Annotated in this window: 14 protein-coding genes and 2 pseudogenes; 13 read left to right on the top strand and 3 right to left on the bottom strand. The window is 35.9% G+C overall.

Translation table 11 applies throughout. The annotated features are described in order from the left end of the window. Positions 1-8: 8 nt before the first annotated feature. From TZ91_RS03830 to TZ91_RS03775, 13 genes and pseudogenes are all read left to right on the top strand, one after another. Positions 9-248, top strand: coding sequence for a hypothetical protein (locus TZ91_RS03830; RefSeq protein WP_045597097.1), 240 nt, complete (start codon positions 9-11; stop codon positions 246-248). A 13-nt stretch (positions 249-261) separates the two neighbouring features. After that, positions 262-636, top strand: a pseudogene (locus TZ91_RS03825) (ATP-grasp domain-containing protein); the annotation flags it as partial. A gap of 186 nt (positions 637-822) precedes the next feature. After that, a complete protein-coding gene (locus tag TZ91_RS03820; protein WP_033686999.1) occupies positions 823-1,167 on the top strand; it encodes a hypothetical protein in 345 nt (114 codons plus the stop codon). A gap of 75 nt (positions 1,168-1,242) precedes the next feature. After that, the gene (locus tag TZ91_RS03815; RefSeq protein ID WP_033686998.1) at positions 1,243-2,526 is read left to right on the top strand and encodes a hypothetical protein; all 1,284 of its coding nucleotides are present in this window, start codon (positions 1,243-1,245) and stop codon (positions 2,524-2,526) included. 227 nt (positions 2,527-2,753) lie between these two features. Next, on the top strand, positions 2,754-3,560 hold the full coding sequence (locus TZ91_RS03810; RefSeq protein ID WP_033686997.1) for an alpha/beta hydrolase: 807 nt from the start codon (positions 2,754-2,756) through the stop codon (positions 3,558-3,560). Between the two features lie 11 nt (positions 3,561-3,571). Further along, a pseudogene (locus TZ91_RS10865) lies at positions 3,572-3,686 on the top strand (ADP-ribosylglycohydrolase family protein); the annotation flags it as partial. A 117-nt stretch (positions 3,687-3,803) separates the two neighbouring features. Further along, on the top strand, positions 3,804-4,442 hold the full coding sequence (locus TZ91_RS03805) for an SAP domain-containing protein (RefSeq protein WP_033686996.1): 639 nt from the start codon (positions 3,804-3,806) through the stop codon (positions 4,440-4,442). Between the two features lie 18 nt (positions 4,443-4,460). Beyond that, positions 4,461-5,315: an ADP-ribosylglycohydrolase family protein gene (locus TZ91_RS03800; protein WP_033686995.1), complete on the top strand. Its 855-nt coding sequence runs from the start codon at positions 4,461-4,463 to the stop codon at positions 5,313-5,315. A 111-nt stretch (positions 5,316-5,426) separates the two neighbouring features. After that, complete coding sequence (locus TZ91_RS03795; protein ID WP_033686994.1) at positions 5,427-6,308, top strand: diacylglycerol/lipid kinase family protein; 882 nt, start codon at positions 5,427-5,429, stop codon at positions 6,306-6,308. A gap of 63 nt (positions 6,309-6,371) precedes the next feature. Next, complete coding sequence (locus tag TZ91_RS03790) at positions 6,372-6,863, top strand: hypothetical protein (RefSeq protein ID WP_033686993.1); 492 nt, start codon at positions 6,372-6,374, stop codon at positions 6,861-6,863. A gap of 175 nt (positions 6,864-7,038) precedes the next feature. Further along, positions 7,039-8,787, top strand: coding sequence for a glycoside hydrolase family 13 protein (locus TZ91_RS03785; protein WP_033686992.1), 1,749 nt, complete (start codon positions 7,039-7,041; stop codon positions 8,785-8,787). Positions 8,788-8,906: 119 nt separating this feature from the next. After that, positions 8,907-9,218 carry a hypothetical protein gene (locus tag TZ91_RS03780; protein ID WP_000420556.1) on the top strand — a complete coding sequence of 104 codons (312 nt, stop codon included), beginning with the start codon at positions 8,907-8,909 and terminating at the stop codon, positions 9,216-9,218. Positions 9,219-9,221: 3 nt separating this feature from the next. Continuing rightward, entirely contained in the window at positions 9,222-9,938 is a 717-nt protein-coding gene (locus TZ91_RS03775) for an alpha/beta hydrolase (RefSeq protein ID WP_033686991.1), read from the top strand. Positions 9,939-10,066: 128 nt separating this feature from the next. On the opposite strand, the gene TZ91_RS03770 is transcribed toward TZ91_RS03775, so the two are convergent. The 3 genes from TZ91_RS03770 to TZ91_RS10745 are packed head-to-tail and all read right to left on the bottom strand — an operon-like array spanning position 10,067 to position 11,916. Next, positions 10,067-10,882 (bottom strand): TIGR03943 family putative permease subunit, encoded by an 816-nt coding sequence (locus TZ91_RS03770; protein WP_033686990.1) that lies wholly within the window; start codon positions 10,880-10,882, stop codon positions 10,067-10,069. Then, entirely contained in the window at positions 10,879-11,784 is a 906-nt protein-coding gene (locus TZ91_RS03765) for a permease (protein ID WP_033686989.1), read from the bottom strand. Before TZ91_RS03765 ends, TZ91_RS03770 begins: the two co-directional genes overlap by 4 nt. After that, complete coding sequence (locus TZ91_RS10745; RefSeq protein ID WP_004245481.1) at positions 11,785-11,916, bottom strand: SPJ_0845 family protein; 132 nt, start codon at positions 11,914-11,916, stop codon at positions 11,785-11,787. Positions 11,917-11,978 lie beyond the last annotated feature (62 nt).

The following is an 11,978-nucleotide window of genomic DNA, read 5'->3' as shown; positions in this document are numbered from 1 at the left end:
GGAAAACAATGAAAAAAAGTCTATACAATATATTGTCAATGATTCCAATATATGGAACATTTTTAAAATTTTCAAGTAAAGGTGAAATGAGATTATGTAGCCCACTGTATCAAGATTTTTTAGATGAAGGAGTTAATCCAAATGATATATTCTTACTTCTTGAAAAAAAATATCCTGGTGAGGTAGTTACGAGAGATCGTTTCTACGAAGGTTATAGAGAAATTCTGGACTCTTTGAACAAAGAGTAATAAGGAAAAGATTTTCTGTTATAGATATAATATTAGTGAAGTTGTAGAATTCATAGCAGAATGGCGTTGTTTTGTTTTAGATGGTCGCGTATTAGATGTTCGACCCTATACAGGTGATTATCATGCACAATTTGATCCTAGTGTAATTGATGATGCTATAGCATGTTGGAAAGATGCACCAATAGCTTATGGACTAGATATCGGTGTTACTCGCGATGGCAGAACACTTGTTGTTGAAGTAAATGATGGTTATGCATTGGGAAATTATGGACTATCTCCTTTAAACTCAATCAATTTTCATAAAGCTAGATGGAAAGAAATGGTAAAACCTTATTTTGAAAAAAATGATGTTTTTACTATGCCTGAAAATGGAAATATAAGTTTCTAAAAGGAACAGAAGTAAATCTGTGTTTAACTGCAACGAGTAAGTTGCAGTTTTTTATTTTGAATAATGATATAATAGGATAAGAAAATAATAAAAACGCTATATATTTGAAAATTGTTTAGAAAGTATGAAAACAATTGACATGATTATTAAATCATCAACTTGAATTATAAAAAAAGGAGTACTAACATGCCGAAATATACCGACGAAGATATTAGAAAATTAAATAAAATCACATTAAAAATTGCTGGTGATTATTTAGGTATAAGTTCACAAGCAGTTGCGATAGGTCTTAGAAATAATCTTCTTCCAATTGGTTTTGCTATTCATAACGAAGAAAGAGATAGACGTTTCACTGAGAGTTGGTCATATCATATTATTGCTGAAAGAATGATTTCATACAATTACGGTAAGCTATCAGAGATCCGTGTTGAAAATATTGAAGCTAGTTTAGATAAAATTATAGAGGAATTTAACGGTTTAAAACAAGATTTACTTTTTATATTAAGCGAAAATGCAGAAGTGAAGAATTAGAGGTTTTTGAATTTGCGTTTTCGCTTGGTAAATATAAAAACGGTGATGTAAAATATAAGGGTAAAGGTGTTTCAAATGAAGATGATAAAGACCTTTTCTAGAGAAAAACTCTATGAAGAAATCTGGGAAATAAGTGCAAAACAAGTTTCATTGAAATATGATTTAAGCTATTCAGACTTACTTAAGAAATGCAAAGAATTTGAAATCCCAATTCCCAATGGTAGTTATTGGTATCGTAAGAATACTGGACAAGACTTAAGTGAACTTATCGTTCCATTACCACAAAATGACGTAAATGAAGTTAATATTGATAGAAAAAGCCTAAAGAACAATAGAATAAAACCTGCTAAACATAAAGAGGAGAGTTCGGAAGATAAAAATAAAGATACTGTTAAACTTGATACAACTAGTATAAGAAGTTCGTTATCATTTTTAGAGGACGATAAAATAGAGCGTATTATTGAAGCAGTTTCAAACCTAAACCAGGCTCCAAATAAGAGATTACATAAATCTGTAGCTAATCTAAGAGATAAAATTACAGAGTGGAATAAGAGGGAAAAAACAGCTTCTTATCCTTACTTTGATTCTAGGCACAGATATAATGATTTAAAAGAACCTAAATTTGTAAAAAGTATTTCACTAAATTTTCTTCCACGTTTATATCGCTTTTTAGATACTCTAGTTAGTGTAATTGAAAGAATCGGTGATAATGTAACTTCAAATTGGGATATTCAAATTGATAAGGATATTGTTCGTTTTGAAGTTATAGAATCAACAGACAAAGTAAGTCATGAATTAACAAAAGAAGAAGCTAAAGAACTAGCAGAGTACAATGATGGCGTTAAGTTTAATGGATATGCTTATAAACCAAGAATAAAGAAGTATGACTATATACCAAATGGAAAATTTCGATTTAAGATAATAGATGGTAAATACATTAAAGATACTAATGAATTCTCGATTGAACAATCAATCCCAGAAATAATTGTTTTAATTTACCAAGAGTATTATAAAGTTAAGAACTTACGCCTTGAACGTGAAGAGAAAGCAAGACTATACGAAGAGGAACAAGAGCGAAAAAGAAAATTACAAAATAGAATCGAAGAAGAGAAGAAGCGGACAATGTCTCTTCTGAATATGCTAGAAGATTTTCAAACAGCAAATGATTTAAGATTGATGGCTGATAAACTGGAGATATCAGGGAAACTTAGTAAAGACGAAATTGATTGGATTAGATCCAAAGCTGACTGGATAGACCCAATAGTTTCTTCAACAGACGAATTACTAGGAATTAGAAATCATGAAAATTCTAGAGAACAAAAAGAACAATATCTGAGTGAGAAAAGGTACTATTGGTAAATTTGTTTTTATAGAGCATAGTGTTATTGGAGTAAATGATTAACTATTGTAGTAATAAATCATTTTACACATTTATTTGAAATAAGCATTTGGTACAAGACAGTATATACTTTCGTTCTATAATATATAAGTTTACTAGCACCACATGTTGAGGCGGTATCACTGCTTGTTCAAACTGATTTAACAAGTATTTATCTAGTGAAAGCCCTACAGTAAGGAGTTTAAATATGAAATTCCATGAATTTGGTGATAAGAATTTGCCTTCTATCTTGCTGATACATGGCGGTGGCAGTTCTTGGTGGAATTATCTTCGTCAAGCACGGATCTTGTCGGTGGAGTATCGTGTCATTCTACCCACCTTGAATGGCCACGGCGAAGAATATCAACTTGATTATGTTTCTACTGAAGATTCTGCTTTGAAGATTCTAGACTATATCAAAGCAAACTGTGGTGGGAAATTGTTTGCGATTGGTGGTGTTTCACTTGGTGGTCAAATTGCCATGGAGCTTTTGTCTTTAGACAGTGAAATTGCTGAGAAGGCCATAATAGATGGAAGCCTCTGTATTCCTCAACCAAGTTTAGCTAAAATCAGCATCTTTCTAGTGTCTCTATTTGGTAAACTGATGTTCAATAAATTCTCTTGTAAACTTCAGATAAGCATGATGAACAAACTCTATCCTAAACTGGCTTATCCAGAGGAAATAAAAGCTTATTATTTGGAAGATTTGCCAAGGACGCCTGTCAAAACATTGGTGACAATTTACAAAAACTATATGGGATGTTACAAGCTGAAAGATATGATTTCTGCTAGCAAGGCTCAGGTTTTGTATATCTATGGTGAAAAAGAATTGAACTGTGTGAAAGAATCAGCGAAATTATTTCATCAGCTACATTCAAATACAATTTGGTATGAAGCAAAGGGGTATAACCACGGTTATTTATCAGCTTACCTGCCTTATGAGTGGATTGATTTGGTGGTGCCATTTTTAAAGAGTGATTCATTAGAAATGTGTAACGAATCTGAAATGTCATAAGGAGGAAACGGATGCTAGGAGCAATTATTGGAGATGTTGTAGGTTCAGTTTACGAATGGAACAATATCAAAACGAAGTACCTTTCCTTTATTTTGGAAAGACTGCTTTTTTACAGATAATACGGTAAGTCCGAAGCTGAGTGTGTAAGTTTGTTAGTGAAACGCAGTTCAACGTCAAAACAATGAAACTAAAACTCCATTATTTTGATATGACAACCTAAATTGGTTCTAAGGAGGTGTTATATTGATAGAAAGCAGACCTGAGTTTGATAAAATCGTATCATTCGATGAGTTTAATAAATATTATTGGTATCGTGATGAACTTTCACAACTATGTAAGTCATTAGGATTAGAATATGGAGGTACCAAACAAGAACTCAATCATATTATTGAGCAGTACTTTAAGGGTAATTTGATTAAAAAATCATCAATAAAAAGGAAAAAGAAACGAGTAGAAGTCGTTACCTTAAGTACGCCCTTACTTGAATGTGGATTCTCCTTTAATACACACTTTAGAGAATATTTCTCAACTTTAACAGATGTTTCGCCCTTTAAATTTACTGCTGATATGGCTACAGCTTGGAGAAAAGTAAAAAGAGAAAATGATTTGAGTTTTACAATCCAAGATATGCTAAAAGTTTATTATGGAAATTCAGATTATGCCAAGTATGATCATTCGGTTTGTCAATGGAACCAATTTCTAAAGGATTTCTGTGCAGACGAAAATAGTCGTAACTACTCAAACAAGTTAAAAGTAGCTTCTATTCTTTGGAAAGAAGTTAGAAATTCAAAAGCTGAAAAAATTTATTCAAAGAATCTTTTGACTGAATATGCTGATAAAATAAAGAGTATGGGAAATAGAAAAATCAGTCTAAACCAATAGTTCACAAGGAGGAGTCTGATGCTCGGAGCAATTATTGGAGATATTGTAGGTTCTGTTTACGAATGGAACAATATCAAAACGAAGGACTTTCCTTTATTTTGTAAGGACTGCTTTTTTACAGATGACACGGTTATGACCTGTGCTGTTGCAGAAGCGATTATGAATGGTGGACAAAAAGACGACTTCATTGACGCGATGAAGAAATATGGCAGAATGTATCCGAATGCTGATTACGGTGCTCGGTTTAATGCATGGCTAAACAGTGATAACCGTGAGCCTTATAATAGCTTTGGGAATGGTTCGGCTATGCGTGTTTCTCCATGCGCTTGGTCTATGGACTGTGGTTTTTATGCTAGAACCGGAATATGGCCATCATCTAGAGAACTTGCGAGTCTTTCTGCAGAGGTAACTCATAATCATCCAGAAGGTGTCAAAGGTGCTATGGCTACAGCTGATGCTATCTTTCTGTGTCGTTTTTACTTTGGTGGTTATTGTAGAGAATACGAGCAACCAATTAATGACAATCCTACAGAGTGTAAAAGACGGATTAAGGATTATATAGAGAAAGAATACAGCTACAATCTATCTCAAACTTTAGATGAGATTCGCCCTAACTATCGTTTTAACGAAACATGTCAGGAAACTGTCCCTCAAGCCATTATCGCCTTTCTTGAGAGTAGAGACTTCGAAGATGCGATAAGAAATGCCATCTCACTTGGTGGCGACAGTGATACACTCGCAGCAATAACTGGTAGCATTGCAGAGGCAGGTTATGGTATTCCTGATTGGATCAAGGATAAGACCTACTCTTACTTGGATGACCACTTAAAGGATGTAGTTATACGATGGGAAAATAGAATAAAAGTCTATTAATCTCCAGTACGTCAGATTTTTCTTTTCTATATTTTCATTGTATAATAGGGATACATTTAGTTTCATATAATGAAATATAAAGATTTCTAACGAAGATTAAGGAGAAAATTAATGAAAAAAGCAATGGTAATTATCAACCCTACCTCTGGTGGCGAGAAGGCTTTGGATTACAAAGATAAGCTGGAAAATAAAGCAAAAGAATACTTTGAGCACGTAGAAACCAAAATTACCGAAAAAGCGCTGGATGCAACACATTTTGCTGAGGAAGCGTCTCGTGAGCAGTACGATGCAGTGGTTGTTTTTGGTGGAGATGGGACTGTCAACGAAGTCATTTCGGGTATTGCTGAGAGAGACTACATTCCTAAGTTAGGGATTATCCCTGGTGGGACGGGTAACCTCATTACGAAACTGTTGGAAATCAATCAAGACATTGATGGAGCGATTGATGAACTGGATTTCAACTTAACCAATAAGATTGATATCGGAAAAGCAAATGACAATTATTTTGGTTATATTTTTAGTATCGGTTCTCTACCTGAGGCGATTCACAATGTTGAAATCGAGGACAAGACAAAATTCGGTATTTTAGCCTATGCTGTAAATACCATGAAGTCTGTCATGACGGATCAGGTCTTTAACATTAAGGTTGAGACAGAAAATGGAAATTATGTTGGTGAAGCTAGCCATGTGTTGGTTCTCTTGACAAATTACTTCGCTGATAAGAAAATTTTTGAAGAGAACAAAGACGGCTATGCCAACATTTTGATTCTGAAAGATGCGTCTCTGTTCTCTAAATTATCCGTTATTCCTGATTTACTAAAAGGGGATGTTGTCGGTAATGATAATATTGAGTATATCAGAGCGCGTAATATTAAGATCTCTTCAGATAGCGAATTGGAGTCAGATGTTGATGGCGATAAATCGGATAACCTACCTGTAGAAATCAAAGTTCTAGCTCAACGAGTAGAAGTATTTTCAAAACCGAAAGAGTAGAAGGTAAAAATTAGTTTATTATTCACAACGAAATTAAATTCTATACCAACGATTGGAGGAGGAATGAATTCTCTATTTGATGAATTTCGAACAATTTGTTCTCATTTAAACCAAATCGGAATCACACCGACTCTCATGGGGTCCTTGGGTTTTGAATACCGTTCAAATGAAGAATGGAGGCCGTCTGACATTGACATTCATGTGCCTGGTGATCCTAGAGGTTGGGAAGCACCCGATCATCTCAGAATTTATGAGTGGGACAAGATAATGAAAGTGATGAAACACTTAGATTATGCCTTAATAGATATTCATGAGCATGAATTCCAAAAAGATGGTCTGAGTGTTGAGTATGGAAGTATCGATTCTTTACCTGATTTTGCAGGAGTTTCGGAATCGGATATAGAGCTGATTCATCTCGAAAACATCATTTTTCGCATTCCAAATCTAGAACAGTTTTTAAGTATTTACAAGGCTTCTTCCCAAGATTCTTATCGAAATGAGCACAATAACAATAAGGATTTTAAAAAAATTGAGTGGCTGGAAAGACATTTGTAAATCATCATTTGGAAAGTAGCAAGTTGTAAGACTGGCTGCTTTTTTATTTATAGAATCAAACCATTCGAAACTATGGACAAACCTTGCAAATAAAATACGAAAGTAGTATACTAGATTAACAATTGTGAAAACGTTTGCGTCGCAAATGCAATCAAGTAAATTAGGAGACAAATTGATGGAATTAAGTACTATTTACCATAGGCCTGAGTCGGAGTTCGCCTATCTTTATAAGGATAAGAAACTCCACATTCGTATTCGAACTAAGAAAGGGGATATTGAAAGCATCAACTTGCATTATGGCGACCCTTTTATCTTTATGGAGGAATTTTATCAGGATATAAAAGAAATGGCCAAGATAACCTCTGACGCCTTATTTGACTATTGGCAGGTTGAAGTGTCCGTTGACTTTGCACGTATCCAGTATCTCTTTGAACTCACGGATACAGAGGGACAGACCATTTTGTACGGCGATAGAGGCTGCGTTGAAAATTCTCTAGAAAATCTTCATGCTATTGGAAATGGATTTAAGTTGCCTTATCTTCATGAGATTGATGCCTGCCAGATTCCTGATTGGGTTTCAGATACGGTTTGGTATCAGATATTTCCTGAGAGATTTGCCAATGGAAATACTCGATTAAACCCAGAAGGGATTTTAGACTGGGATTCATCTGTCACACCAAAGAGTGATGATTTCTTTGGTGGTGATTTACAGGGGATTATTGACCATCTGGATTACTTGCAAGACTTGGGCATTACTGGACTGTATCTTTGTCCTATCTTTGAATCTACGAGCAATCATAAGTACAATACGACAGATTACTTTGAAATTGACCGTCATTTTGGAGACAAGGAGACCTTTCGGGAGATGGTCGAGCAAGCGCATCAGCGAGGTATGAAAATCATGCTGGATGCTGTATTTAATCATATTGGTTCGCAATCTCCTCAATGGCAAGATGTTGTCAAAAATGGTGAACAGTCTGCTTATAAGGATTGGTTCCATATACAACAATTCCCAGTGACAACTGAAAAGCTAGCCAATAGGAGAGAGTTACCCTATCATGCTTTTGGTTTTGAGGACTATATGCCTAAGCTAAATACGGCCAATCCAGAGGTCAAGGACTATCTTTTAAAGGTTGCGACTTATTGGATTGAAGAGTTTGATATTGATGCTTGGCGTTTGGATGTTGCTAATGAGATTGACCATCAGTTTTGGAGGGATTTTCGCAAGGCAGTTTTAGCTAAAAAGCCCGATCTTTATATTTTAGGAGAAGTATGGCATACGGCTCAGCCTTGGCTAAATGGAGATGAGTTCCATGCGGTCATGAATTATCCTTTATCTGATAGTATCAAAGAGTATTTCTTACGAGGAATTAAGAAGACAGACCAATTCATCGATGAAATCAATGGCCAGTCTATGTATTACAAGCAGCAGATTTCAGAAGTGATGTTTAATCTTCTAGATTCGCATGATACAGAACGTATTTTATGGACGGCAAATGAAGACGTTCAACTTGTCAAATCAGCCCTAGCCTTTCTCTTTTTACAAAAGGGAACACCCTGTATCTATTACGGAACAGAGTTAGCCTTAACTGGCGGTCCAGACCCAGATTGTCGTCGTTGTATGCCTTGGGAACGCGTATCAAGTGACAATGATATGCTTAACTTCATGAAGAAGCTGATTAATATTAGAAAACAAGCGTCAGCAACCATTCAGCATGGTAAGTATGATCTTCAAGAAATCAAACCAGATCTAGTAGCCCTGGAATGGACATACGAAGGACAGGTTCTCAAAGCTATCTTCAACCAATCAACAGAAGATTATATTGTAGAGAAAGAAGTGGAAGCAGGAGCACTAGCGAACAATTGCCAAGAATTGGAAAATCAGCTTGTGATTTATCCAAATGGGTTTGTGATTTTTCATTAAAGAGCAATTAAGAGTAACAGGAAAGTTGTAGTATAGAGAGCATTTTACAAACAGACTATTTGTCGTCTTGCTACAAATGATATATAATTTAACTTAAAGAAAAAAGGAGGACTAATCGAATGGAATTAAAAGATTTTACAGAAAAAGAACAGGAAATGATTAAGAAGGGGCTTACGACGTCTAAGATTAGTGACAAGGAAACTGCTGAGAAGATTCTTGCTCTAGTACCACAAGACTTGATTAAGCGAATCCCATTTTTCGTCAGAAAACATGCTACAACACGTACGATTAAACGTATTTCAATTGAACACCCTGAACTCTACGCTGCAGCTCAAACAAGTGGTGAAATTCCAGAAAAAGAACGCGAAGAATTGCGTCAAATTATCACGACTATCTTTGAGCAAAAGATGAATAAGCATAGTATTAAGTAGAGAATGAAAAAATATTTTATTGGCGGTCTGGGAAGCAATATCTATCATAGCAAGGATTTTCTTCAAGAACTAGATTCGCAGGTTTATTTTCTAAGTCCATATGAAAAGCATCTTCGAGATGAAACAGAATTGAAATTATGGTTTAAAAATGAGATTGTAGAGGAAGAATCTATCTGTCTGATAGGTCATTCTCTTGGAGGAGATTTGGCGCGTTATCTTGCATCGGAATTTTATGAAGTGAAAAAACTAATTCTTTTGGATGGTGGCTATCTAGATATAGATAAGATTTTACCTTTAGATACAGAGTTAGAGGAAGCTAAAAACTATATCGAATCTCAAGTCGTTTCAGACTTAAATCTTCTTATTTTTAAAGAAAAATCCGAAGCAAAGCATTGGTCAGAAAATATGGAGGAAGCTGTAAGACAGTCCTATTACTGGAATTCTGAGTATAATAGATATGAGTTATCTATAAATTATGAAAATATAGAAGCGATACTCAGCCTACGGAGGAAAATACAAGCTTTTAAGAGAGAAGTGGGAGATACCTTGTTTATCAGTCCTTGCTATTCTAATGAAGCTACGTGGAGAGAGGAAGCCTTAAAAGAATTGCCAGATTATTTTGATACTATTTTTCTAGAGAACTTAGGCCATGAGCTTTATACTGAAGCACCTAAAGAAATCGCTAGTCTGATTAATGAGTGGCTCGCTTATTCTCAATGAGCTACTTATGTTATAAGATTTAAATCTACAAATCATTAATACTCAAATAACAAAAAACGAACAGGCTCTTTTTCTGTCATTCAGAAGAGAACTTGTTCGTTTTGTTTTTAATGGATTTAGTTTGCTTTTTAAAACACGCGATACACATAGGGATTCTCTGGTTTATCGACTTTTGTAAAGCTTTTGATTTCCAATGTTGGGAGGTTTTGTTTGAGTTCTTTATGATAGTGATTGACCAGTTTTCCTTTGGCTGTAATCCAAGTGTTGTCCCCATACTGACGGGTATTTCCCTTAGTTAGCAATCCATAGACACCAGAATCTGCGATACAATGGATAATGCCGAAGCGGAATAGAAATTGGCTATTGGCATGACTGGGGTCGTTATAGACAAATCCTGTGAACTGGACTGTCTTGCCCTCAAACTCATCTGGATAGTCGTAGATAGCCTCCATGACTTCCATATAGTTTTCGTTGGTGATCTGAATACTATCTTGGGACAAGTATTTATCTGCCGCCGTTCGCATCTCCTTTTCATAGGCAGATTTTGAAAAATAAGAACTGGTATCTGGTTTCAAATATTGGCTTGTCGTTCCTTCACTTGTCTGAATGGCTTGATCCGTGCCTTCTGATAAGGGGAAGTGATAGCCTTTGGCAGAAACGGTCTGAGAATCCAAGCTAACAGTTGGAAAAGTTAGGCCGACGACAATCGGAATGGACAAAAGAGCAATACTCGTCACCTTCGCCAATCGGCTGTTCAGATGACTATGGGTTTTGACTTGCTTCATCCAGATATACAATTGAACAATTGCCAAAATAAAGGAAAGTACCATGGAAATATAGGCCAGATAGGAATAGTGCATGTTGATGTACTGGTTTAATTTGCCTGACAGATGGAGATAAATGGTCAGTTCAAAATAGCCAGCTAGAACTAAAAATCGAATCATAGGATGACTCCAATCAAGAGAGAATACACTAAGACGACAAGAGTCACAATCGTTATGAAGTGACTGATAAATCGTGCTTTCAAGTAATTTTTCATCATGAGAATATTTTTGATATCCAGCATTGGGCCAATCACCAGAAAGGCCAGAACTGGTGCTAAGCCGAAACTCGAGAGAAGAGAAGCACCGATAAAGGCATCCGCCTCACTGCAGAGAGAGAGAAGAAAGGCCAAAAGCATCAAGAGCAGGATGGCAAAAAGAGGGGTCGCACTGATAGAGGTCAGAATCCGTGTCGGTACATAGACCTGTATAACAGAGGCAAAGAGACAGCCAAATACCAAATAACGGCCCGTATCAAAAAATTCATCAATGGCTTGCACAAAGACCTGAAAAACTTTTTTTACAGGACTCAAATGAGAAAAATCATGCTCATGGCAGGCCAAACGATTTTCTTTTTGAATCGGTTCTTGCCATAAAAATCCTAGAAAAATCCCAAGTATCACAGCCACTACAATGGAACCTAGAGCTCGTAACAGAGCGACATGGAAGGAGTTGCCAAAGGCAGAATAAGTCGCAAAGAGAACAATGGGATTGATAACAGGTGCTGTCACAAGAAAGGGAACGACTGTGTAACTGGGAACCTTTTTTTCCAGAAAACGATTGATAATGGGGACGATTCCACACTCACAAGAGGGGAAAAGTATCCCGACGAAGGTGCCAAAAAAGATTCTCCCCCAACGATTTCGAGGGAGAAAATGATAAACCTTGTCAGGTGTGATATAAACCTCAATCAACCCTGAGACAATACTTCCTATCAGCACGAAAGGGAGGGCTTCAATAATAATGGAGAGGAAAATAGCTCCAGTCTGAAGCACGCTAGATGGGAGTTGTTGGAAAGCAGTCATCTAGTTTTTCTTTTCTGCTTTGGATTTTTTCTCTTTGTCATCAGGGAAAGTGACTTGTTTCAAATCAGGGAGTTTAGCAAACTCTTCAAACATCTTGTCCAAGTCGTCTCGTTTTGTAAATTTTACAGCCATAGGTGTACCTCGATTCTAAATTCTACCTCTATTATACTATTATTTTGAGGAAAAGGGAAAAG

This window comes from Streptococcus mitis, from assembly GCF_000960025.1.
In the GTDB taxonomy this organism is placed as follows: domain Bacteria; phylum Bacillota; class Bacilli; order Lactobacillales; family Streptococcaceae; genus Streptococcus; species Streptococcus mitis_DH.
Note: the sequence above shows the minus strand (reverse complement) of the source record. Positions and strands in the feature narration are given on the sequence as shown.